Here is a 24,452-nt window from a genome sequence, read left to right on the forward strand (position 1 = left end):
TCCTCCGATACTAGTTTAAAAATAACCTTTCTTCACCGTTAATTAGTATCGGATTTATGTTTTGTGACATAAAACACTTGGATAATTATTTCTTCCCCTTAAAATTCTCTTTCTGAACCGTATTATTACTTCTTTTAATCTTCATAAACAAGTTGGATATTACCGTTACTTAATTTTACTAATTTAAAAAACCCATGATTTTCAGCTTTTCTAACTGCGGATTGTATCTGAAATTCAGATTTTCCCGGATTCATTTCAATCATTTCTTTAATAATTTCGTCATACGTATATGTGCCTTTATACGCATAAGTCATAAACATTGTCAATGCAGATAATTCAGAAGCAGCAAAACCATATTTATGATAATTCTCCATTAATTCTATAGGTATAGGTGTAGTTTCGTCGCCTTCTAACTCCGCTTTTTCATGTATTTCTCTTATAGTCTCTAATTCAGATAACAATTCCTTTGAAAGCAAATAAACGTCAATCATGCCCTTTCCCAAATCAATGATATATTTTTCCTTCTCATACAAGCTATTTAATACATCTTTCACTTTCTTTTTAGATAATCCTGTACGTTTGCTAATCATATCTACTCTGATTTTCACATTAGAAGTATTAGAAGTATGTACAACATAGCAAAGATATGTATACACCAATAATTCATCTATATCTATACGTCCTCTTTCAAAATCAATAAATGGTATAACTGGTACTGGGAAGGTTTTACCTTTAGTAAATTGAAAAACTACTTGATTTCCTGTTTCATCATCGATTATTCCTTGAGTATTATGTAAAATCTGTTGCGTAAATAGTGTTAACAATGTTTGTTTAGCATCTTTCCTCATTCTTTCTTCTAAAAAAATTCTCTCTGTTAACTCACTAGTAACCTTAACATCCTTAACTGCCACTAAATTTCCCCCTATAAATCTTATTTCCCCTACCATATTATACCTCTATAAGTAATAATTTTCAGTATATTCTTTTAATTAATAACCCCTTGACTTGGGATGTCAGTCCTTCATCATGGGATGAGGGTACAGGACAACGGCTAGGGCAGAGAATGACTACCTTATATCGCAAAAATAAAAAGGTTAATGCGACATAAAGTAGACGTTCATTGTCACTTCTCATGGTCTATCGGGTTAAGGAATCCGTGTAGTATACACCTTGTTTGAACGCTAGATTTTCACCTACAACGAACTTTTAACAAGTAATGCTTGTCCTACTTGCTGAAAGATTTAGGGAAAGAATTGTACTGCTGACATATCCTTAATTACTCGTAACCTAATGTTATCTTTCATGTTCGTTGCTACCTGTACCGTAATACACCAAGCAACCAGCCGAACCGTTTAGGGACGTTCTCTCCTAGACTCCCAACAACGCAAACAAGGAAACGTTATATGTTAGGACGCTTAATTTTATGACATTGGCTTAGCTAACCTGTTCAAGTTTTACGAGTGTTAGGTCATTCCTCGTTCGGAAATTCCCTTTCGTAGTTCCTAAAAAAGACAATAGGAAACTAAACCTCTTGTACACCTATTTTTAAAAATGGTATAATACAGGGGCTAAATGAAGGAATATCCGTTATTTAGTTTTATGCTAAATGAAGTTTTTTTTATTTAGCTGATTTTCAAAGCTGTTTTTACAAGTTGGGCTACCTATTGCAGTAGGTAGCTTTTTTCTATTATTTAGATGTCCATAGTATTTAATGGATTATATTTGTCATTTTGTTCTCTTAATGCAGTACCCCATATAGCTAAGTAACGTTCAGTCATTCGTAAATTACTATGTCGCAGCATTTTTTGAAGAGTAAATACATCACAACCATTAGCTAACATACGATGGGCAAATGTATGCCTAAAAGTATGTGCAGATAAACGAACGTCTTTAAAATTCATTACCATTTTTAATCGTTTAAAGATACATTTCACAGCATTAGGTGTTAAAGGTTTGTTATCTTTGTTTACAAAGACATGACTTGATAGAGTATCAAATTCACGTTCGCAGAATATCTTGTATTCGCATAATTCCTTAATGAGTTTTTCTGTTAAAGGAATGCTGCTTTGCTGACGTTTCTTCCCGAATACGGTAATTGTTCCTTGTACAAGGTCAACTTCTCGCCATTGTAAATTACATAATTCTCCTAATCTACAACCAGTACCAAGGAGAACAAGCATGATAGAATAATCTCTATATGCGTAATATTGTTTATCTCGTTGTTTTAGTCGCCTATAATAGCCAAGCATTTGTTTAATATGTTGGTCATTGAAAACTTCGATTTTGATGTCTTCTTTGGCATACTCGAATTTCCGAGTGGGATTTTTCTTTTCTTCAATGATTTCCTGATATTGAAGGTAATTAAAGAAAATCTTTAACGTATGGAGTTTGGTATTTCTTGTAGTAGGATTGTTCTTACGCTGCTTTTGACAATATAATAGGTAGTTTTTGATTACATTGGGTGTAATATCATTGACGTCAATAAGTTCACGTTCAGAACAAAACCCTTGAAACTCGTTAAGAGTAAGGAGGTAAGAACCGATTGTTCGCGAGGATAAATTTTTAAATTCTCTATCGTCCTTGAAATCTTGAATAGCAAATTTAAGCAACAAAAAACCACTTCCTTTCCAGTTTATAGACTAGAAGAAAGTGGTTCTTCGATTGCATAGCGTGTCTGCCAGCAACCACTATATTTTATTACCGTCTGAATTCTTCACGAATCCAGCAATAACAAGCGTGTATGATCCCGACTGGGTTCGAACCAGCGACCTCCACCCTGTCAAGGTGGCGCTCTCCCTGCTGAGCTACGGGATCATGATAAATAGTGATGGATAAACATCTTTGTTATTTTATGGTCTCTATTATAAATGAAATGATGTGAACTCTACAAGACTTTTTATTTGTAAATTTCAAATAATAACCAAAAAAGTGTTGTTTTTCATTTTATAACATTATATGTATTCTACATGATAATGTAGGAAAAGGTATATTCTAGCAAATATAATATGATGAAATAAATTGGATATGGTTGTATAGGGGAGCAAGATGTTTAAAAAAGGGATTGTGTTTGTTGTGGAGGTCTTGTTTTAGTAGGAGTCATATTTGATGATTTCCAGTTGTTTGATAAGACGGATTAAAAAGAAAGAAGTTTTCCATTTATTTAGTAGTTTTTAGGGCATATGAAGAGTTCATTTTTTACCGTTTTATTAATATATTATACAAAGGAATAATTAATAGGTTTATAAGAATATATATGAATGAAGGGGTGTAAATGGTAAGAAAGAATTTTAAAATGTATGTGCCGAGATATAGAACGTTTTCTATTAATGGAGCAGTTTTTGATGTAGATGTATCTCAAGAAGAATTTGGAGAAGAGCTTGTAAGATGGATGGAATCAAAGGGTTGGTCATTTATCGGGGTAACGGATGAGATAACGGAAGAGGAAGCGAAAAAAAATCTTATGGATCTTTTAAGTGATGAGGGGGATAAAGAGGATAAGGAGGAGTAATTCCTCCTATTTTTTATGTATTGTTGTTCTGTCTTTTTTTGTAAAATTATGATATACTGGAAAACGGTAAATAGAAGGTAGTGTCGTATTCTATTTTGATTTTTATAATAAATAACGTATATATATAGAGTTAAGAAAAGGGAGAAGTGAATGTTTAATTGTAAGAAGATTTCGGCTTTGGTTATTGCAAGTTTGTTATTTTTGCTTGCGCCTGTTAAGTTGTATGCAGAGAATTCACCAGCGCCGGAGGTATTTGGACAGTTTGCGGTGTCAGTGGATGCGAAAACAGGTGATGTTTTGTATGACAAGAATGCGAATCAACATGCTTTTCCTGCTAGTATAACGAAAGTATTAACGAGTATTTTATTGATGGAGAATGTGCAGCCTGGAGAGAAAATTAGTTTTTCTCAAAAAGCTCTTGAACAGGAGAAAAGTAATTATCAAATTGAATTTCAACAAGGTGAAACGATAGATCGTGATACGGCACTTATGATTTTGATGGTGCTGAGTGCGAATGATGTAGCGTATGCGATTGCGGAGCATGTGGCAGGAAGTCCTGAAAATTTTGCGAAGATGATGAATGAGAAGGCAGTACAGTTAGGTGCAAAGGATAGTCATTTTGTTACGCCAAACGGTCTTCATGATCCAAATCATTATACAACAGCGTATGATATGGCTATGATTACAAGAGGTGCGATGAAGCATCCAGAAATTATGACGGCAATGAATACGAAGAGAACAACTGTTACAACATCAAGACAAACTGCTTCTATCTTTAATAAAGGTCAATATTTTGAAAATCCAAATTGTATTGGCGGGAAAACAGGTTTTACAAATGAAGCACGTAATACACTTGTACAAATAAATGAGAAAGACGGAAATCGTATTGTAAATGTTGTAATGGCTTCACAAAAGCCAGAAATTTATGAAGATATGAGAAAGCTTGCTGATTATGCATTTCCGCAATTTGCAAAACAACAAGTGGTAGATAAAAACAATTGGACTAAGCAAATGCTTTACTTGAATAAGTCAGTAGATGGTGAGCTTGAGCGAAGTGGTGATCTTGTATTAAAACAAGGTGAAGCGAAAAATGTACAAGTTGTTTTTAAAGAAAAGCATGTTGATGAGGCGAGTTTATATCAAACAGGTCTTCACCGCGGTGATGTGATTGGGACTGTAGATCTTAAGAAAAATGATCAAACGATAGAAAGTATTAATGTTCTTTCGAAAGAAAATGTTGTATTTGAGAAGCCAGAAGAGAATAGTATAACAAAATCTACTTTTTCGTATGAGTTAATGGCTGGTATCGGTGCTGCTATTCTTATTGTTTTTAGTACCTTGGTATTTCTTTGGAATCGTAAAAAACAGAAGATGTTGTCGCGATGAAAATAGGCAGGTGTATTTTGCCTATTTTTTATTGTGTTTTTTGAATATTCGTTATAATATGAGTTTAGGTTCGTTAAAGAGAACGTCGAATGGGAATGTTTTTTGCGATTTGTTTATATAAAGACGAAATAAACGAAAGGAAGGAAACCGATGAAGTTAGTACGGAAGGTAATTAGTAATATTATTTCTTTTGTTTTGTTTACGATTATGGTTGTGTTAGCGTTTGTTGTTATTTCGTCAAAGGCGAGTGGCGGCGATCCAACGGTGATGGGATACCAATTCAAGGCGGTATTATCAGGATCGATGGAACCTACGTTTTTAACAGGATCTGTTATTGCAATTGAACCAACGAAAGATGGTTCAAAATATAAAAAAGGCGATGTTATTACGTTTAAAGAGAAAGATAATAAGATTGTTACTCATCGCATTATTGATGTGAAAGATATAAATGGAAAAGTTGCTTATGAAACAAAAGGTGACAATAATAATGGTCCTGATTTAAATCCGGTTCTTTCTGAAAATGTAATTGGAAAATATGCAGATATTACTGTACCGCATGTTGGTTATTTATTAAGTTATGCAAATTCGAAAGCCGGGGCAGCATTGTTATTAGTTATTCCAGGTGTTTTATTGTTGGGATATTCTGCAGTTACTATTTTTGGAGCAATACGCAGCATTGATTCTGAAAAGAAAAGCAAGTCTTCCGATGCAGGGCAATCTGTATAAAGTGAAACTTCTATCAGTGGGGCACTGATGGAAAGCCCGCCTAATCGGGATTTTACGGACAGTTATCTTCCAACTAGCTTCTTAGATTCTCTCCCAAGCTTGAGAGGGGGCATATTACTGCTCACAAATAGCGGGATAAAAGGGTTATACTCTTCAATCATTGAAGGTTAACAAATATATGTAGAGCTTAGGGGGAAAGTGGGATGACATTAAAAAAGAAGTTAGGAATGGGCGTAGCGTCAGCGGTACTTGGAGCAGCACTAGTTGGCGGAGGAACATTTGCGTACTTTAGTGACAAAGAAGTATCAAATAATACGTTTGCAGCAGGTACGCTTGATTTAGTAGCAAATCCAACGACAATTGTTAATGTAGACAATCTTAAACCTGGTGATACAATTAAACGTGAATTTAAATTAGAAAATAAAGGATCTTTAAATATTAAAAAAGTATTACTGCAAACAGATTATAGTGTAGTAGATACAAAGGTAGATAATAAAGAAGATTTTGGTAAACATATTAAAGTTACTTTCTTGAGAAATATTGATAAACATGAAACAATCGTGAAAGAAACAACGTTAGATAAATTAAAGAAAGACACGCTTACAGCTGTAGATAATGATCTTATTGCTTGGTTTTGGGATGAGAAAGGTATTTCTGCAGGGAATTCTGATAAATTCACTGTGAAATTTGAATTTGTTGATAATGGCAAGGACCAAAATGAATTCCAAGGCGATCAAGTTCAATTAAAATGGACGTTTAATGCACAGCAAACTGCTGGTGAAGAAAGGTAAAGTGTAAGGAACAAGACTATCTTTATTAGATGGTCTTGTTCCTTATAAAGAATGTTATAATTCTTTATAAGGAATATAAATTCATCTAATGGCAGGTGTGAATATGAAAAAATCATCAAGGAAAGTAAGAAATATTCTTATATTACCATGTGTCTGTTCTATAGCTTTTTATATGGGATCTCAAGTCGTGACACATACAGAAGCATCTTATGTAAGTCAGCAAAAAGTAGAGGCAACCTTATCAACTGCGATGGTTTTTCCAAAAACAATTGAAAAGTTAACAGGGGAAGTAAAGCAACATAGAGAAGCGATTTTCAATCATTTCAATGCGATCAATTATGCAGGAAATGGAATTGTTGCAGAATTAGAAGGAAAACTTGTTGAATGGAAGCAGCACCGAGAAGCAATAAAGACGGAAATTACAGCACTACAAGCTAACTTTACGGAAATTGAGTCTTATTATAAAACAGCGGTAGAGGATGCAAAGAAAAATAAAGAGAGTTCTGCACAAGAAGTATTAAAATATGTACAAACTGGTTTTAATGAAGTGCAAAGTATTAGCAGTGATGTTGAGAAACAAGCAGTTTTACAAAAAGTAGATGAACGTATTGGGGCATTAGAAAAACAAATAAATGAAGAGAAAAAGAAACAAGCAAACAGTGTTCAAATCATATCATCTGTACAACCTTCAAATTCTTCTCAGCAAACAGAGCAGCCTCCAAAACAAGAAGAGAACAAGCAGGATAATCGTAAGAATGAAGAACAGTTGAAACAAAATCAACAGGGTACCCCACCAGTACAGCCTGATGAAAAGAAAGAAGAATCAGCTGCGGGAACAAAGCAGTAACGCATGCTCATAAGGAAAGGCTGAAAAAATAGATTTTACGAGAATGCAGATAAGGTAAAAATATCTTCCAAGATGAAAACTGAATTTCAAATGTACATTTCATACATCATAGGATACAGGCAAAAATAACGTTTTTAATCGAAAAGGCGAGTCGCCTTGCCTTTTCCTATTTCATATTTTATGAGGGATGATTATGAAACGGAAAAAGCTGTGGTATATCGTGATCGTATATTGTATAGTTGCATTCATCATTGGAATTACAACAAGTAGGGAAAAAGTGCTCGCTAAGGAGCGTAAGGAGATTGATTTAAGTCTTACACCAAAAGAGATGCTACTTGATGTAACGAAGGATATGAAGCCTGGGGACTGGGCCAAGCGGAGCGTTCGTGTGAATAATGATGGGGCAACGGGATTTTTATATACGATGTCTGCTGAGTTCACAGAAGGATCTAAAAAGCTATATGATGGATTAACATTAGAGGTAAAGGATAAGCAGGAACGTGTTCTTTATAAAGGAAGTTTAAGTGGTTTTACAAAGCAAACAGGACGTACATTATCCGCTGAGCAGAGTGAACAGTTACAATATATTGTGCGCTTTCCTGAAGAATTAGGAAATGAGTATCAAGGATTAGAAGCACAAGTTAAATTTGTATTTTATGCTGAAGAAGATGGTGGTCATATTGGAGAACCGAAAGATTCTAATGGAAGTACAAATGGAAATGATTCAGTAAATTATATAAAACTATTACCGCGTACAGGTGCTGATTATATGTATTCCATCTTAATCGGAATTGGAATGCTGATGGCGGCGGGATTTCTTGTATACGGAAAACGAATGAAGCGAAAATAAAGAAATGTATTATATATGTATAAAAAAGAGAAATTGTAAGGAAAGTGACGAAAAAGCTAGGAAAGTAAATTAAAACGTTAAAAAAACAGAAAATACAGAACTTTTTGAGGTTTTATTTCCGCACCGTATGTTCTTTATAATGAATATAAGGGACTTAGTAAAGAACATACATAGAGTTATTTGGGTGGCAGACATGCAACGGTTATGTTGAAACAAAGCAACTATTTTATTAGTTACATCTCTTATCTACATAAGAGCTAACAATAAAAAGAAAATTGGGGGAATTTAGAATGGGTCTTAAGAAAAAATTAGGTATGGGAGTAGCATCAGCAGCGTTAGGCTTATCTTTAATCGGTGGAGGAACGTTTGCATTCTTTAGCGATAAAGAGGTATCCAACAATACATTTGCAGCGGGTACGTTAGATCTTGCACTTAATCCAAAAACAATCGTTGATATCGACAACTTAAAACCAGGCGATTCCGTGAAAAAAGAATTTTTATTACAAAATAAAGGTTCATTAGCAATTAAAGATGTAAAGTTAGCTACTAAATATACAGTAACTGATAGCAAAGGCGATAATAATGGTGAAGATTTCGGTAAACACATTAAAGTTAAGTTTATCTGGAACTGGGATAAGCAAAGCGAACCAGTATATGAAACAACATTAGCTGACCTGCAAACAGCAGATCCAGATGTAGTTGCAAAAGATGTATTTGCTCCTGAATGGGCTGAAGAAGGTGGATTAAAAGCTGGTTCAGAGGATTACCTATGGGTACAATTCGTTTTCGAAGATAATGGAAAAGACCAAAATATCTTCCAAGGCGATAAGTTGAATTTAGAATGGACTTTCAATGCTTCACAAACTGATGGTGAAGAGAAATAAGCAATATAATGAAAGCGGAGGGGTTCCTCCGCTTTTTATAATATAAAAAAAGCACTTTCATCGAAAGCACTCTTCTCGCATTATTTTTGCTGTTATTTCCACTTATTAAACTCTAAGAAATTCACGAAATTGTTCTTTTGAAAATACAATATTGGTTAGCTCTGTGATGATTGATTTCCATGTCTCGAAACGTTAGATACTTCCGCGCTGCTCATATTCATATTTAAAGCTTATTACTATAAATCAATTCATTCTGAATCAAGTACTTCTTTCTGATCCGTTTGCATAAATAACGCTCCTTGTTATATCGATATCCCCTAAAATCATTCAATTTATATATAAGATTATCTGGAAAAAACGTAATTTTTCAAAAATATTACAAATTAAGAGAATATATTGCAAATTAATATAATTTTCTTTATTATCAAAATATTATCACATATTTTGGTTTGGGGAGGAATAGGGATGAAGAAAAAGCCTTTTAAAGTGCTGTCTACGCTTGCGGCGACAGCTGTGCTTAGTTGCACATTTGGATTTGGCAGTCAATCTGTTTATGCAGCAACGCCGTCTAATGTAGGATCTTTAACTCCAATTGACGATCATTTAATTCCAGAGGATCGTTTAGCGGACGCGCTCAAGAAACGCGGTGTAATTAGTGAATCTGCGTCGAAAGAAGACACATTAAAAGCTGTTGAAAAATACGTAGAGAAGAAAAAAGGCGAAAATGCTGGAAAAGAACCGGCAGCGGGGGATAGTGTTACACAAGAAGCTTCTGACTTTTTGAAAAAAGTGAAAGATGCAAAAGCAGATTCGAAAGAAAAAGCAGGTCAACCAACTGGAGGGCCAGCAGCTGGACAAGCTCCGGTTAAAGGTGGACTAAATGGAAAAGTGCCAACTAGTGCAGCGAAGCAAAAACAATATAATGGTGATGTTCGCAAAGATAAAGTACTTGTATTACTAGTTGAATATGCTGATTTTAAACATAACAATATCGATCAAGAACCAGGTTATATGTATTCAAACGATTTTAATCAAGAACATTATCAAAAAATGCTGTTTGGTGATGACCAGTTTACACTCTTTGATGGTTCGAAAATCCCAACATTTAAACAATATTATGAAGAGCAATCAGGTGGCAGTTATACAGTTGATGGAAAAGTAACAAAGTGGTTAACAGTTCCAGGTAAAGCAGCAGATTATGGTGCAGATGCTGGCGATGGCGGTCATGATAATAAAGGGCCAAAAGGACCACGTGACCTTGTAAAAGATGCTTTAAAAGCAGCTGTAGATAGCGGTATGGATTTATCTGAATTTGACCAATTTGATCAATATGACGTAAATGGAGATGGAAATAAAAATGAACCAGATGGTCTTATTGATCATTTAATGATTCTTCATGCAGGAGTTGGGCAAGAAGCAGGCGGTGGTAAATTAGGTGATGACGCAATTTGGTCACATCGCTGGAATCTTGGGAAAGTATATCCAATTGAAGGAACAAAGGCAAAGGTAGATAACTGGGGCGGTAAAATGGCTGCATACGACTATACTGTTGAGCCAGAAGACGGAGCAGTTGGTGTATTCGCACATGAATTTGGTCATGATTTAGGTCTTCCTGATGAATATGATACGAAGTATTCTGGTGCAGGTGAGCCAATTCAATCTTGGTCTATTATGAGTGGCGGCAGCTGGGCAGGTAACATTGCAGGGACAACACCAACAAGTTTCTCTCCGCAAAATAAAGAGTTCTTTCAAAAGAACATGGGTGGAAACTGGGCAAATATTGTTGAAGTCGATTATGATAAGTTAAATAAAGGTATTGGTTATGCAACATTCTTAGATCAAAGTGTAACGAAATCAGCTCGTCCTGGTATGATCCGTGTGAACTTACCAGACAAAGATGTAAAAGGTATTCAGCCTGCATTTGGTAAGAAATATTACTATAGTACAAAGGGCGATGATCTTCATACGACATTAGAAACGCCAGTGTTTGATTTAACAAAAGCAACAAATGCGAAATTTGATTACAAATCATTGTATGAAATTGAAACGGGCTATGACTTCCTTGAAGTACATGCAGTGGCAGAAGATGGCAAGAAAACGTTAGTGGATCGAATTGGTGAAAAGAATGTGAAAAATGGTATGGACACAACAGATGGTAAATGGGTAGATAAGTCATATGACTTAGGGCAATTTAAAGGTCAAAAAGTAAAATTAGTATTCGAATACATTACAGATGGTGGTTTAGCACCAAATGGATTTACGCTTGATAATGCTGCATTAACTGTCGATGGAAATGTTGTGTTCTCTGATGATGCAGAAGGCGAATCAAAATTAAAATTAAACGGTTTCGTTGTATCAGACGGTTTTGATAAGAAGAAAAATAACTACTATTTAGAGTGGAGAAACTATGCTGGTGCAGATGAAGCATTACAATATGGTCGTGGTCCAGTGTACAATACTGGTCTTGTTGTATGGTATGCAGACTCTAGCTATACAGATAACTGGGTTGGTGTTCACCCAGGTGAAGGTTTCTTAGGTGTTGTTGACTCTCATCCAGAGGCAATTGTGGGAACATTAAATGGTAAACCATCTGTTGCAAGTAGCACACGATATCAAATTGCAGATGCTGCGTTCTCCTTTAATCAAACGCCAGCGTGGAAAGTTGTTTCTCCAGCGCGCGGAACATTTGATTATAAAGGATTACCAGGTGTAACGAAGTTTGATGATTCTAAAACGTATATGAACAATTTAATCCCAGATGCAGGACGTAAAGTACCGAAGCTTGGATTGAAATTTGAAGTAGTTGGACAAGCAGATGATAATTCTGCAGGGGCAGTTCGTTTATATCGTTAATAATGGAAAAGCTGTTGAAGAGGGATTCTTTTCAACAGCTTTTTTTTGTGTCTGAACATCTTTTTATAATATAAATAAAAAGAGTACCTTCATTGAAAGCACTCTTCCCGCATCATTTTTTTTGTTGTTTCCACTTATTAAACTCTAAAAATTCACGAAATTGCTCTTTTGAAACACCAGAATGCATGGCCTCTTTAACAAGTTTGATCCACTCAGAGTCCATTGTATGTTCCTCGGTTGGTTCATCATGAAGAAGTACATCAACAGGAACGTGCAGAACGTTTGAAATCTTTTCGAGAAATTGGATCGAAGGATTTTTTTGTAAGTTTCGTTCAATGGAACTAATATATGACTTTGCAACGCCTGCTTTTTCGGCAAGTTCTGTTAAGGAGATGCCTCTTTGTAGACGCAGTCGTTTTATACGTTCTCCAATCATATTAGCGCACCTTTCTTACTGTATGTATTCAACTTAAGATGTAAATTATTATAACACATTTTTCTTTAAAAAGAACAATATCGATTAATTCTGAGAGGGTTCATTTCCATGTTTCAAAAAGTTAGATACCTCTGCACTTGTCATATCCATATCTAAAGCTTCCAATAATAAATCAATCCATTCTAAATCAAGTACTTCTTTGTTATCTGTTTGCACAAATGACGCCTCCCTAATAATTGCGATTATAAAAGCTAGAAAACTAATTTATTAACACTGTTATAATATAGAAAAGTAAAATTGCGTTAAAATACTATAAAATTTGTATATTTTTTAGAAGATTTATCAAACAAGACTAATATCTTGCAATTACATACAGAAATTGTAATGGTTTTATCAACTTTTATCAATATTTTCTGAAAACATTACTAAATCCGAATATGCATAAATCTAAAACAAAGAATTTTTTCAAAAATATTACAAATTTAGACAGTATATTGTAAATTTAGTGAATTTTTTCTATTATCAAAATATTAGAACGTATTTTTTTGGGGGAGGAATAGGGATGAAGAAAAAGCCTTTTAAAGTGCTGTCTACGCTTGCGGCGACAGCTGTGCTTAGCTGCACATTTGGGTTTGGCAGTCAATCTGTTTATGCGGCAACGCCATCTAATGCAGGAACTTTAAGCCCAATTGATGAAAATTTAATTCAAGAGGATCGTCTAGCAGAGGCGCTCAAGAAGCGCGGTGTAATTAGTGAATCTGCATCGAAAGAACACACATTAAAAGCTGTTGAAAAATATGTAGAGAAGAAAAAAGGCGAAAATGCTGGGAAAGAACCAGCGGCAGGAGATAGTGTCTCAAGAGAGGCTTCTGACTTTTTGAAAAAAGTAAAAGATGCAAAAGCAGATATGAAAGAAAAAGCAGATCAGCCAGCTAGTGGCCCAGTAGCTGGGCAAGAGCAAGTTAAAGGTGGATTAAATGGAAAAGTACCAACTAGTTCAGCGAAGCAAAAACAATATAATGGTGATGTTCGTAAGGATAAAGTTCTTGTATTGCTAGTAGAATATGCTGACTTTAAGCATAACAATATTGATCAAGTACCAGGTTATATGTATTCAAATGATTTTACTTCAGAACATTATCAAAAAATGTTATTTGGTGATGAGCCGTTTACGCTCTTTGATGGTTCGAAAATTCCAACATTTAAACAATATTATGAAGAGCAATCAGGCGGTAGTTATACAGTTGATGGAAAAGTAACAAAGTGGTTAACAGTTCCAGGTAAAGCAGCGGATTATGGTGCAGATGCTGGGGATGGCGGTCATGATAATAAAGGGCCAAAAGGACCTCGTGATCTTGTAAAAGAGTCATTAGATGCAGCTGTAGCAAGCGGTATGGATTTATCTGAATTTGACCAGTATGATCAATATGACATAGATGGAGACGGAAATAAAAATGAACCAGATGGTCTTATTGATCACTTAATGGTCATTCACGCTGGAGTTGGTCAAGATGGAGGAGGCGGTAGATTAGGTGACGACGCAATTTGGTCACATCGCTGGAATCTTGGAAACCCATATCCAATTGAAGGAACAGAATCAAAGGTGAATAACTGGGGCGGTAAAATGGCAGCATACGATTACACAATTGAGCCGGAGGACGGAGCAGTTGGTGTATTCGCACATGAATTTGGTCATGATTTAGGTCTTCCAGATGAGTATGATACGAAGTATTCAGGATCAGGTGAGCCAATTAACTCTTGGTCTGTTATGAGTGGCAGCTGGGCAGGTAAAATTGCAGGTACAACGCCACCAAGTTTCTCTCCGCAAAACAAAGAGTTCTTTCAAAAGAACATGGGCGGAAATTGGGCGAACATTGTAGAGGCTGATTATGATAAATTAAATCGCGGTATCGGTTTTGCGACATACTTAGATCAAAGTGTAACGAAATCAGCTCGTCCTGGTCTGATTCGCGTTAATTTACCAGACAAAGATGTAAAAGGTATTCAGCCTGGATTTGGTAAGAAGTACTACTATAGTACAAAAGGCGACGATCTTCATACGACATTAGAAACGCCAGTGTTTGATTTAACAAATGCAACAAATGCAAAGTTTGATTACAAATCATTGTATGAAATTGAAACGGGCTATGACTTCATTGAAGTACATGCTGTGACAGAAGATGGTAAGAAAACGTTAGTGGATCGAATTGGTGAAAAGAATGTGAAAAATGGTATGGACACAACAGATGGTAAATGGGTAGATAAGTCATATGACTTAGGGCAATTTAAAGGCCAAAAAGTAAAATTAGTATTCGAATACATTACAGATGGTGCTATGGCACCAAATGGTTTTACTCTTGATAATGCGACATTAACTGTCGATGGAAATGTTGTGTTCTCTGATGATGCAGAAGGTGACACACAATTTAAATTAAACGGTTTCGTTGTAGCAGACGGCTTTTATAAGAAGAAGCATAACTACTATTTAGAGTGGAGAAATTATGCTGGTGCTGACCAATCGTTAAAATATAGCAACGGTGTACAGTACAATACAGGTCTTGTTGTATGGTATGCAGACTCTAGCTTTACAGATAACTGGGTTGGTCTTCATCCAGGCGAAGGTTTCTTAGGGGTTGTTGACTCTCATCCAGAGGCAATTGTTGGAACGTTAAATGGTAAGCCATCTGTTAAAAATAGTACACGATACCAAATTGCAGATGCTGCGTTCTCCTTTAATCAAACACCAGCGTGGAAAGTTGTATCTCCATCACGTGGAACATTTGATTACAAAGGATTACCAGGTGTAACGAAGTTTGATGATTCTAAATCTTATATGAACGACTTAATCCCAGATGCAGGACGTAAATTACCGAAACTTGGATTGAAATTTGAAGTGGTTGGACAAGCAGATGATAATTCTGCAGGGGCAGTTCGTTTATATCGTTAATAATGAAAAAGCTGTTGAAGGGGATTTCTTTCAACAGCTTTTTTATAGGAACATAAAGTGAAACTTTAATCAGCTCTCACCAAATTTTGAGGTGGGAGTATCACTGCCCGCGAATAGCGGGATAAATAATAAATTTTTACATATCAGTTCATTTTTAATAAGAAGAAACAAGAAATGTATTATAATATATGATGAAGTAAAGGGGGGAAGCTTTATGACAATTGCTTCTATTGTAGAACGACAAAGATTTTATTTTTATAGCGGGAAAACAAGAAGTATAGAGGAAAGAAAGAAACAGTTACGAGCGTTATATGAAAGTATTCAGCGCTATGAGTCTGAAATTTTTGAAGCGCTAAAGCTGGATTTAAATAAATCAGAGCATGAATCGTATACAACAGAGATAGGCTATACATTAAAAGAAATTTCTTTTATGATAAAGAATCTTTCTAAATGGAGTAAACCAAAGCGTGTGAAAACGGCAATGACTCATATTGGATCAAAAGGGAAAATTATTCCGGAGCCATATGGCGTAACGTTAGTAATTGCCCCGTGGAATTATCCGTTTCAACTGGCGATTGCTCCGATAGTTGGAGCGATTGCGGCTGGAAATACAGTTGTCTTAAAACCTTCAGAGTTAACACCAAATGTTTCTAACGTTCTTGCAAAAATGTTAACGGAGTTATTCCCACCAGAGTTTGTCGCTGTGATAGAAGGCGGAGCTGAGGTAAGCACAGCTTTACTGAAGGAGCCGTTTGATTATATTTTCTTTACTGGTAGTGTGGGAGTTGGAAAGATTGTTATGGAGGCAGCTGCAAAACAATTAACGCCTCTTACGCTTGAACTTGGCGGCAAAAGTCCGTGCATAGTACATAAAGATGCAAAGCTTGATGTTACAGCGCGGCGAATTGTATGGGGGAAATTTTTAAATGCGGGGCAAACGTGCGTGGCACCTGATTATGTATACGTTCACTCTTCTATTAAAGATCAATTTATAGAAGAAATGAGAAAAGCTGTGCACGAGCAATATGGAGAGAAACCATTGCAAAATGAAAAGTATGTTCGGATTGTGAGCGGGCGGCATTTTGAAAGATTATGTTCATTTTTAGGAGATGGTCAGGCTGTAATAGGCGGGAAATATGATCAAGATAAACTAGTAATTGAACCTACAGTACTTACAGATGTGACATGGAATGATGCTGTTATGGAAGATGAGATTTTTGGTCCCATTTTACCATTATTAGAGTATGAAAATATAGAAGATGTGATAGCAACAATTCAGTGCCATCCGAAACCGCTTGCATTATATGTTTTCTCTGAAGTACGAGATGTGCAAAAGCAAGTAACGCAATCCATTTCCTATGGAGGCGGTTGTATTAATGATGTTGTATATCATCTAGCAACACCGTATTTACCATTTGGTGGTGTTGGTCAAAGTGGACTAGGGGGTTATCACGGAGAACAGAGCTTTCAAACATTTTCACATTATAAAAGCATTTTGTCTCAATCGACAGCATTCGATATGAAAATCCGCTATTCTTCTACAAAAAGTGCTTTAAAATTCATCCGAAAATTGTTAAAATAATGATGGTGTTTATCAATTGGTGCGTCCGTATGATAAAAGCCCCTTCAACACGAAGGGGTTTTTCTATTCAAGGTGTGCATCGTACAAAATTACACTGAACATATTACATAAAGTGAAGCTTCTATCAGTGGTGAGCATCCACCATTGATCACGTTCAAATTGCGTGATCAAACATCATTTTTGTTTAAATTGAAACAAAGTTATTGTATATAGAATACTTGGTTATTTATGAATATCAAAAATATGAGGTAGATAGGAAGAGAAGATGAAAAATATTATTAAAGTCGAAGCAGTAGAAAAACATTTTGGGGATCAAGTGATTATTCCGCCGCTTTCTTTAGACATTAAAGAAGGCGAGTTTTTAACGATTCTTGGTCCGAGTGGTTGTGGGAAAACGACGTTACTTCGTATGATTGCTGGTTTTGAAAAACCGACAAAAGGTATCATTTCGCTTGATGATGAAACGATTAACGATTTACCACCTTATAAGCGTCATATGAATTTAGTGTTTCAGCATTATGCACTGTTCCCACATATGACGGTTGAGAAGAATATTCGTTTTGGATTGAAGATGCAAAAGGTTTCTGAAGCAGAGCAACAAGAACGTGCTGAGGAAGCGATGCGTTTAACACAGTTAACAGAATTCCGTAATCGAAAGCCATCTAAACTTTCTGGTGGGCAACAGCAACGTGTAGCGATTGCACGTGCAATTGTGAATAATCCTCGTGTATTGTTATTAGATGAACCGCTAGGAGCACTAGATTTTAAACTTCGAAAAGATTTACAGCGTGAATTGAAAAACTTACAGCGTAATCTTGGCATTACGTTTATTTATGTGACGCATGATCAAGAAGAAGCGATGAGCATGAGTGATCGCATTGTGGTTATGAACAAAGGTCATATTGAACAAATCGGCACGCCAAAAGAAATTTATCATAAACCAGAAACGTTGTTCGTTGCGACCTTTATTGGAGAAAATAATATTGTTCAAACAGGGGAAACATACATAGCAGTACGCCCGGAAAATGTGAAAATACGTTCTGTAGAAGCGTCATCTAATGAGGGCTATCACTTTGGCCATATTGAGGATATTGAATTTGTCGGAAATATGGAGAAGCTTTATATTCGCGATGAGAAAACAGGCGAGTTGTTTATGGCGTATCAAAGTGCAGACGAAGTGATGCAGTGGAACATTGGTGACAATGTGTCTATAGGCTGGGAAAAAGAGGATGAGGTGACCTTAAATTGAAAAAAGGGAAATTACTCGCATTACCGACAGTTGCGTGGTTACTAATCTTCTTCTTAGTCCCTCTCTTGTTTGTGTTAGCTTTTTCATTCCTGCAGCGCGGGACGTATGGAACAGTTGAGATGAGCTTTACGTTAGAGAATATTAGACGTGTATTTGATGCGCTCTATATGGAGACGTTATGGGAAACAGTAAAAATTGCTGTTATTACAACAGTACTTTGTTTATTGATTGGGTATCCGTTCGCCTATACGGTGACGATTGTTGATCGTAAATGGCGTTCTCTTTTACTGCTTCTTGCTACAATCCCATTCTGGATTAACTTTTTAGTCCGTTCGTATGCTTGGATTGTTATTTTACGTTCACAAGGGCTTGTCAATACATTGTTGCTGAAATTAGGTATTATTAGCGAACCTTTAAACTTACTATACAATACACCATCTGTTATTCTAGGGATGGTATATTCACTCTTACCATTTATGATTTTACCTGTATATGCAGCGATTGAACAATTTGATAAGAGAAAATTAGAAGCGGCATATGATTTAGGAGCAACACCGCTCAAAGCATTTTGGCATGTAACAGTTCCAATGACGATGTCAGGAATCGCGACAGGATCGATTTTAGTATTTGTGTCATCTATTGGTATGTTCGTTGTATCAGACGTTATGGGTGGTTCGAAAGTTGCATTAATCGGAAATGTAATTCAAAATCAGTTTTTAGGTGCACGTGATTGGCCGTTTGGGTCAGCGTTATCGATGATTGTTGTGTTATTCTCCGTTCTGTTAATTTACTTATATTATCGGGCTACGAAAGTATATAACTATGGAAACGGAGGGGAATAAACGAAGATGAAAAAGTTTTTAGTCACTTATTCTTGGCTAATTTTATTGTTTCTTTATTTACCAATGATGGTACTTATGCTATTTTCGTTTAATGACTCACGTATTAATGCGGAGTGGAAAGGCTTTACACTTCATTGGTATACAGATTTATTTCAAAAACAGGATGTAATTGATGCACTTATAAACAGTTTAACGATTGCAGTTGTCACGACAATTGTCTCTACACTGTTAGGTGTGTTAATCGCAATTGCTTTACATCGTTATAAATATCGTTTTGAAGGTGCAATTAACGGACTTGTGTATTTACCAATTCTCATTCCAGATATTTTAATGGGATTATCGCTTTTAATTTTGTTTAGTCAACTTGGGATTGAACTTGGACAAATGACAATTATTATTGCCCACATTACATTTAGTATTTCATTTGTCGTTATTGTTTTATCAGCAAGACTTTCGGGTATGGGGCGCGATTTAGAAGAAGCAGCAAATGATTTAGGAGCAACGCCGTGGCAAACGTTTCGTTATGTAACGCTACCAGGACTTGCGCCGGGGATTATTTCAGCGGCATTATTGACATTCACGTTATCGATTGATGATTTTGTGATTAGTTTCTTCGTGTCAGGTCCAGGCTCAACAACATTGCCACTGTATATTTATAGTATGGTAAAACGTGGTATATCACCTGAAATTAACGCATTGTCGACAATTTTAATTGTTGTAATTGTTGGATTAATGCTTGCTTCTGAAATGTTCCGTAGCAAAGGTGCAGATGGAGAGGGAAATTCAGGCGGCCATCTTCCATTGTAATAAAGTGAAACTTTAATCAGTTGGAGTATTACTGCCCACGAATAGCGGGATAAATGACCGAGTAAAAGATGAAGGATTAAGTTCAAACTAGGAGGGAATGTAAATGAAATGGATGAAAGTAGTCGCAAGTACTGCACTTACTTTCGGAATTGCTGCTGGTGTGTTAGCTGGGTGCGGCGAAAAGAAAGAAGAATTAAATATTTACAGCTGGGCTGATAACTTTGATGAGCAAGTTATTAAAGACTTTGAAAAGAAATATGACGTGAAAGTAAATTATGATAAATATGCAAGTAATGAAGAAATGCTTGCGAAATTACAAGCAGGCGGCGCAAAGTATGATTTAGTTCAGCCGTCTGATTATATGGTAAAAACAATGACAAAAATGGATTTGTTAGAACCATTAGATAAAAAGAACATTCCGAATGTAGAGAATCTCGTTTCAAACTTTAAAACACCGCAGTTTGATCCGGAAAATAAGTATTCAATAGTGTATACATGGGGCGTAACGGGCATTGCTTATAATAAAAAACATGTGAAAGAGGCGCCAACAAGTTGGGCTGATTTATGGAATGAAAAGTATAAAGGACACGTGGCATTATTAAATGATTCTCGTGAAGTACTTGGCATGGGGCTTAAGAAACATGGTTTTTCAAATAGCTCAACAAATGATGCGGAGTTAAAAACAGCTTTTACAGATCTTCAAAAATTATTACCAAATTTATTAGCGTTTGATACAGATAATATTAAACAACAATTTATTACTGAAGAAGCATGGATTGGTACAGTATGGTCCGGAGATGCGGCGTTCATTGCAAAAGAGAATAAAGATGTTGGATACGTCGTTCCAAAAGAAGGTGGCACAATTTGGGCAGATACATTAGCAATTCCAAAAGGTGCAAAACATAAAGAGCTTGCAGAGAAATTTATTAACTATATAATGGATCCTAAAGTCAGCGTGAAAAACTATGAATCCATTGGATATAGTAATCCAAATGAAAAGGCTCGTCCTCTTCATAGTAAAGATTATCAAGAAAATCATATGATTTTCTTATCAAAAGAAGAGCTAAATCGTACAGAGTGGCTTGTTGATGTAAATGGAAAATTAAAAGATTATGATCGTTACTGGACAGAATTGAAGACAGGAAAAGAAAAATAATAAAAAAGCGCGATTTCTTAGCGGAAATCGCGCTTTTTTATAGTAGGAGAAATGGAATGTTGAAAAAGAAATTACATATGTATGAGATTGTTTGTACCGTACTTTTGCTTTGTGCATTTAGCATTATTGCGTGGAGAGTACATTCTGGCGGAGTAACGACAATTGATGAGTATGTGAAAGGAATGGTGACAGGACTTCAAACAGAATCATCACTTACGTTTTTTCGTTATGTGACAAAACTTGGTTCTGGTAGTGGGATTGTCATCGGGTTAGCAGTGAGTCTGTTTCTTTTTTGGAAGAAACGTTATTACGTAGCAATGATCATATATCCTCTTTCTATTCTTAGTACACATCTTATTAATAAAGGGATTAAAGCGATTGTGAAAAGAGATCGACCGACTATTAACGAGGCGCTAGATGCACTCGGATATAGCTTTCCAAGTGGACATGCGATGTTATCAATTGTTACGTATGGATTTCTTGCCTATATCATCGCAGTGAACGTAAAAAGTGTAACAGTAAAATGTTTTGTGACAGTATTAGCAATTGTATTCATCGTTTTAATTGGACTTAGCCGGATCATTTTATCCGTGCATTACCCAACTGATATTTTAGCAGGTTATTGCATGAGCGGTGTAATACTTATTATTGCTATTTATTTACACCGTTTGTTTTCAGAGCGGTTTCAAACGAATCAAGAGCGTTAATATAAGGCTATCCTTTTTTGTAGAAGGATAGCTTTTTTTCATGAGTGAGAGAGTGAATATGATACACTAAGAGAAAGAATACGAGAAGAGGAGTAGGTGAGACTTTGTGAAAACTACTGTACATAAAGTAGATACGTGGGGAAAAATTGGCGCTTTGTTATATCGATTTCGATATACAACGATTGCGCTATTAATTTTGCTAGCTGCGCTACTTGGGATATTTGCACCGAAGCTTCCTGGTGTATTAGGCGGAGATGGATTTCAAACACAAGGTGATTATTTAACGACAAAAGAGATATTAGACAAAGATTTTAAACAGTCGCAAGATACACTGTTACTCGTCTTTCAAAAAGAGAAAGGTGTATCTCAGCAACAGTTTATCGAGAGAATTGATGAGGTCGTAAAAAAAATTCAAAGAGAAGAAACTTACGAGTCTTTTCATGAGCCGATAGGAAATAAAACAATGCTGAAGGAAGATATTGCCTATGCCTCAATTTTATTTTCCGGGAAAACAAGTAAAGAGCGGAAGGAAAAAACATTAGCATTTGTAAAGGATATTCAAAAAGAAAGTAACGGGGAGGTCAAAATATCTCCAACTGGATATCCGGTTATTAATGATGAAATCAATACGAGAACACAAAATGATTTGAAAGTAGCAGAAATGATTGGATTGCCGATTGCGTTTTTAGTGTTATTGCTTTCTTTTGGCAGCTTGTTTGCATCGATTTTGCCTATTTTAAATGGAGCGCTAAGTGTCATTAGTACGATGGGAATTTTATATTTTGTAGGAGAACAAAAGGAACTTTCTATTTTTGTGCTGAATGTGGCGCCGATGATTGGGCTAGCTTTATCCATTGATTTTGCTCTTTTATTTGTGAATCGTTTCCGAGAAGAGCTGGCACATCGTTCTGTTAAAGAAGCGATTATGGTTACTTATCAAACGGCGGGACGCGCCATTATTTTTTCAGGTTTATGTGTATTTGTCGGTTTGTCCGGTTTGTTCTTTTTCAAAATTGATTATATTCAAGCCGTCGCAATTAGTGGGATGATTGTCGTAATCATGAGTATTTTATTTTCACTGACGATGCTTCCAGCACTGTTAGCTTTAATGGGGAAACGTATATTAGGAAAGAACCAAAATGTTAAGCGCACAGCACCGATGTGGCGTAAATTTGCACAGTTTGTAATGAAATATCCAATTGTGATGACCATTACTGTATTTACATTTATTATCGTTTGTTTATTGCCGCTTCGAGGTGCGGATTTACAGTTTCCTGGTGTAGAAGCATTGCCTGAGAAAAGTGAGGCACGTATTGCTTTTGAACGTTATGAGGACGCATTTAATAAAACGGTAAAAACTCATGCAGATGTGACGCTCGTCATAGAGACAAAAGGAAATGTAACAGAAAAAGAGAATTTACAAACGCTACAAAAGGTTGTGCAGAAACTAAAGAATGATAAAGATGTATATGAAGTGAAAAGTTTATATGAACAACTTGGAAATATGTCTGCAGAACAGCTGACAGCAATGTTGCAATCGCCAAATCGTGCACAAGTAGAGCCGGCATTAGAGGCTTACGTGAAAGGGAATAAGACAACGATTGGAATTGCTCTAGATACAAAACCAAGAACAGAAAAAGCAAAGCAATGGGTCCGAGATTGTAAAGAAAACTATAAAACAGAAGGGGTAACCTATTATTTAGGTGGAATGACAACTTTCCAGCAAGAATTAGAAGATGAAATTAAAGATAAAGTTGTTGTGGGGATGTCTGTTATTTTTGCATCAACGTTTTTGATATTGTTATTAGCATTTCGTTCGCTCCTGATTCCAATTAAAGCAATTGTGATGAATGTACTTAGTTTAAGTGCTACCATCGGCATTGTCATTTGGCTTTTTGAAGGAGGTCATTTTGGATTAGAACAAAGCTCGGTATTATTTGTATTGCCGATTTTTATCTTTGGATTAGTATTTGGATTAAGTATGGACTATGAAGTATTTCTTATTTCACGTATTCATGAATTATACGGAGAGACGAGAGATAACGATTATGCAACGCTAGAAGGATTAGTGTCAACAAGCCGGATTATTACGTCAGCGGCATTAATTATGATTGTTGTTACGGGTGCATTTGCTTTTACTGATATTTTGCCAGTGAAACAGATGGGGCTTGGCGTTGCGCTAGCCATATTCCTTGATGCAACTATTATTCGATTAATTCTTGTACCAAGTTTAATGAAAATGTTTGGTGAGTGGAACTGGTGGCTTCCGTTCAGCAAAAAGAAACAGAAAAACACGCATTAATAAGTAGCTCTCATCTAGTAGGTGAGAGCTACTTATATGAATAGCTTTCCCCCTTTTTAGCGAATAGTATGAGATAAGGAGATTACATATAAGAGTGGGGGAAAGGCAATGTTTCGTTATTTTAAATTTAAATTGAATGATACTGTACAGTTTGGTGAAAATGATGGGCATATGTATCGCATTGTCGGCTATCGGTTAGAAAAAGGTTTTTATTCAAAAGAGACACATATTATTTATGAATTACTACGCGAGTTTGATGGATATACACTCGATGCAGAAGAAGGTGAGCTTGTGAAAGTGATTCAAGTAGAAGAGGAGTATTATAAAATTCGTGATATGGGGGAATATCGTTATCCTGTTAAGCTAAAAACACCGCTGCAAAAAAATAATCATAAAACGATAGACCAATTATTAGATGCTTATAATGATTACAAGCGGTTAGCTGAATTTTTTCAAGATTTATCATATGAAAGAAAAGCGGAAGAAATGTTGCAGGAAATGAAAAGGATTCATGCATAAAGTGATAATGAGAGACAGTTCAAGTGCGAACTGTCTTTCGTTATGCAAGAGAAGTGATTT

The 24,452-nt window shown here is 35.8% G+C and carries 21 protein-coding genes and 1 tRNA gene; 17 read left to right on the top strand and 5 right to left on the bottom strand.

Annotated elements, in window-relative coordinates:
* Positions 1–134 precede the first annotated feature (134 nt).
* From PLX19_RS05135 to PLX19_RS05145, 3 genes are all read right to left on the bottom strand, one after another.
* Complete coding sequence (locus PLX19_RS05135) at positions 135–911, bottom strand: hypothetical protein (protein ID WP_272187416.1); 777 nt, start codon at positions 909–911, stop codon at positions 135–137.
* Positions 912–1,691: 780 nt separating this feature from the next.
* Positions 1,692–2,612: a tyrosine-type recombinase/integrase gene (locus PLX19_RS05140; protein ID WP_272187417.1), complete on the bottom strand. Its 921-nt coding sequence runs from the start codon at positions 2,610–2,612 to the stop codon at positions 1,692–1,694.
* Positions 2,613–2,741: 129 nt separating this feature from the next.
* Positions 2,742–2,814, bottom strand: a tRNA-Val gene (locus tag PLX19_RS05145).
* Positions 2,815–3,271: 457 nt separating this feature from the next.
* On the opposite strand from PLX19_RS05145, the gene PLX19_RS05150 reads away from it, so the two are divergent.
* The 8 genes from PLX19_RS05150 (at position 3,272) to PLX19_RS05185 (ending at position 11,845) form a co-directional block, all read left to right on the top strand.
* Complete coding sequence (locus PLX19_RS05150) at positions 3,272–3,508, top strand: hypothetical protein (protein ID WP_272187418.1); 237 nt, start codon at positions 3,272–3,274, stop codon at positions 3,506–3,508.
* 150 nt (positions 3,509–3,658) lie between these two features.
* A complete protein-coding gene (locus PLX19_RS05155) occupies positions 3,659–4,894 on the top strand; it encodes a D-alanyl-D-alanine carboxypeptidase family protein (protein WP_272187419.1) in 1,236 nt (411 codons plus the stop codon).
* A gap of 150 nt (positions 4,895–5,044) precedes the next feature.
* Positions 5,045–5,620, top strand: a complete 576-nt coding sequence (gene sipW, locus PLX19_RS05160; RefSeq protein ID WP_272187420.1) for a signal peptidase I SipW — start codon at positions 5,045–5,047, stop codon at positions 5,618–5,620.
* Between the two features lie 203 nt (positions 5,621–5,823).
* Positions 5,824–6,411, top strand: coding sequence for a CalY family protein (locus PLX19_RS05165; RefSeq protein WP_272187421.1), 588 nt, complete (start codon positions 5,824–5,826; stop codon positions 6,409–6,411).
* A 172-nt stretch (positions 6,412–6,583) separates the two neighbouring features.
* Complete coding sequence (locus PLX19_RS05170; RefSeq protein WP_272187422.1) at positions 6,584–7,258, top strand: DUF4047 domain-containing protein; 675 nt, start codon at positions 6,584–6,586, stop codon at positions 7,256–7,258.
* Positions 7,259–7,451: 193 nt separating this feature from the next.
* On the top strand, positions 7,452–8,108 hold the full coding sequence (locus PLX19_RS05175; protein ID WP_272187423.1) for an LPXTG cell wall anchor domain-containing protein: 657 nt from the start codon (positions 7,452–7,454) through the stop codon (positions 8,106–8,108).
* 290 nt (positions 8,109–8,398) lie between these two features.
* On the top strand, positions 8,399–8,992 hold the full coding sequence (calY, locus tag PLX19_RS05180) for a biofilm matrix protein CalY (protein ID WP_272187424.1): 594 nt from the start codon (positions 8,399–8,401) through the stop codon (positions 8,990–8,992).
* Positions 8,993–9,457: 465 nt separating this feature from the next.
* Positions 9,458–11,845: an immune inhibitor A domain-containing protein gene (locus tag PLX19_RS05185; protein WP_272187425.1), complete on the top strand. Its 2,388-nt coding sequence runs from the start codon at positions 9,458–9,460 to the stop codon at positions 11,843–11,845.
* A gap of 112 nt (positions 11,846–11,957) precedes the next feature.
* Here the strand turns inward: PLX19_RS05185 and PLX19_RS05190 are convergent, their stop codons facing one another.
* Positions 11,958–12,281: a helix-turn-helix domain-containing protein gene (locus PLX19_RS05190; RefSeq protein WP_098915650.1), complete on the bottom strand. Its 324-nt coding sequence runs from the start codon at positions 12,279–12,281 to the stop codon at positions 11,958–11,960.
* A gap of 84 nt (positions 12,282–12,365) precedes the next feature.
* Positions 12,366–12,497, bottom strand: coding sequence for a DNA-binding anti-repressor SinI (gene sinI / locus PLX19_RS05195; protein WP_272187426.1), 132 nt, complete (start codon positions 12,495–12,497; stop codon positions 12,366–12,368).
* A 346-nt stretch (positions 12,498–12,843) separates the two neighbouring features.
* Between sinI and PLX19_RS05200 the strand changes: the two genes are divergently transcribed.
* The 9 genes from PLX19_RS05200 (at position 12,844) to PLX19_RS05240 (ending at position 24,392) form a co-directional block, all read left to right on the top strand.
* Positions 12,844–15,228 (top strand): immune inhibitor A domain-containing protein, encoded by a 2,385-nt coding sequence (locus PLX19_RS05200; protein ID WP_272187427.1) that lies wholly within the window; start codon positions 12,844–12,846, stop codon positions 15,226–15,228.
* A gap of 214 nt (positions 15,229–15,442) precedes the next feature.
* Positions 15,443–16,810, top strand: a complete 1,368-nt coding sequence (locus PLX19_RS05205) for an aldehyde dehydrogenase (protein WP_272187428.1) — start codon at positions 15,443–15,445, stop codon at positions 16,808–16,810.
* A gap of 265 nt (positions 16,811–17,075) precedes the next feature.
* Positions 17,076–18,059 carry an ABC transporter ATP-binding protein gene (locus PLX19_RS05210; RefSeq protein WP_272187429.1) on the top strand — a complete coding sequence of 328 codons (984 nt, stop codon included), beginning with the start codon at positions 17,076–17,078 and terminating at the stop codon, positions 18,057–18,059.
* Positions 18,056–18,901, top strand: a complete 846-nt coding sequence (locus tag PLX19_RS05215; protein WP_272187431.1) for an ABC transporter permease — start codon at positions 18,056–18,058, stop codon at positions 18,899–18,901. Before PLX19_RS05210 ends, PLX19_RS05215 begins: the two co-directional genes overlap by 4 nt.
* A 6-nt stretch (positions 18,902–18,907) precedes the next feature.
* On the top strand, positions 18,908–19,708 hold the full coding sequence (locus tag PLX19_RS05220; protein WP_272187432.1) for an ABC transporter permease: 801 nt from the start codon (positions 18,908–18,910) through the stop codon (positions 19,706–19,708).
* 103 nt (positions 19,709–19,811) lie between these two features.
* A complete protein-coding gene (locus PLX19_RS05225; protein ID WP_272187433.1) occupies positions 19,812–20,864 on the top strand; it encodes a polyamine ABC transporter substrate-binding protein in 1,053 nt (350 codons plus the stop codon).
* 59 nt (positions 20,865–20,923) lie between these two features.
* A complete protein-coding gene (locus PLX19_RS05230) occupies positions 20,924–21,571 on the top strand; it encodes a phosphatase PAP2 family protein (protein WP_272187479.1) in 648 nt (215 codons plus the stop codon).
* Positions 21,572–21,677: 106 nt separating this feature from the next.
* Positions 21,678–23,873 carry an MMPL family transporter gene (locus tag PLX19_RS05235; protein WP_272187434.1) on the top strand — a complete coding sequence of 732 codons (2,196 nt, stop codon included), beginning with the start codon at positions 21,678–21,680 and terminating at the stop codon, positions 23,871–23,873.
* 108 nt (positions 23,874–23,981) lie between these two features.
* Positions 23,982–24,392 carry a histidinol dehydrogenase gene (locus PLX19_RS05240; RefSeq protein WP_272187435.1) on the top strand — a complete coding sequence of 137 codons (411 nt, stop codon included), beginning with the start codon at positions 23,982–23,984 and terminating at the stop codon, positions 24,390–24,392.
* Positions 24,393–24,452: the final 60 nt, after the last annotated feature.

The organism is Bacillus sp. BP-3 (assembly GCF_028401955.1).
Lineage (GTDB): Bacteria > Bacillota > Bacilli > Bacillales > Bacillaceae_G > Bacillus_A.

Bases quoted from the DNA above. Each gene is read 5' to 3' on its own strand.
- PLX19_RS05150 (WP_272187418.1), top strand. From the start codon at position 3,272: ATGGTAAGAAAGAATTTTAAAATGTATGTGCCGAGATATAGAACGTTT.
- PLX19_RS05155 (WP_272187419.1), top strand. From the start codon at position 3,659: ATGTTTAATTGTAAGAAGATTTCGGCTTTGGTTATTGCAAGTTTGTTA.
- sipW (WP_272187420.1), top strand. From the start codon at position 5,045: ATGAAGTTAGTACGGAAGGTAATTAGTAATATTATTTCTTTTGTTTTG.
- PLX19_RS05165 (WP_272187421.1), top strand. From the start codon at position 5,824: ATGACATTAAAAAAGAAGTTAGGAATGGGCGTAGCGTCAGCGGTACTT.
- PLX19_RS05170 (WP_272187422.1), top strand. From the start codon at position 6,584: ATGGGATCTCAAGTCGTGACACATACAGAAGCATCTTATGTAAGTCAG.
- PLX19_RS05175 (WP_272187423.1), top strand. From the start codon at position 7,452: ATGAAACGGAAAAAGCTGTGGTATATCGTGATCGTATATTGTATAGTT.
- calY (WP_272187424.1), top strand. From the start codon at position 8,399: ATGGGTCTTAAGAAAAAATTAGGTATGGGAGTAGCATCAGCAGCGTTA.
- PLX19_RS05185 (WP_272187425.1), top strand. From the start codon at position 9,458: ATGAAGAAAAAGCCTTTTAAAGTGCTGTCTACGCTTGCGGCGACAGCT.
- PLX19_RS05190 (WP_098915650.1), bottom strand. From the start codon at position 12,281: ATGATTGGAGAACGTATAAAACGACTGCGTCTACAAAGAGGCATCTCC.
- PLX19_RS05200 (WP_272187427.1), top strand. From the start codon at position 12,844: ATGAAGAAAAAGCCTTTTAAAGTGCTGTCTACGCTTGCGGCGACAGCT.
- PLX19_RS05205 (WP_272187428.1), top strand. From the start codon at position 15,443: ATGACAATTGCTTCTATTGTAGAACGACAAAGATTTTATTTTTATAGC.
- PLX19_RS05210 (WP_272187429.1), top strand. From the start codon at position 17,076: ATGAAAAATATTATTAAAGTCGAAGCAGTAGAAAAACATTTTGGGGAT.
- PLX19_RS05220 (WP_272187432.1), top strand. From the start codon at position 18,908: ATGAAAAAGTTTTTAGTCACTTATTCTTGGCTAATTTTATTGTTTCTT.
- PLX19_RS05225 (WP_272187433.1), top strand. From the start codon at position 19,812: ATGAAATGGATGAAAGTAGTCGCAAGTACTGCACTTACTTTCGGAATT.
- PLX19_RS05240 (WP_272187435.1), top strand. From the start codon at position 23,982: ATGTTTCGTTATTTTAAATTTAAATTGAATGATACTGTACAGTTTGGT.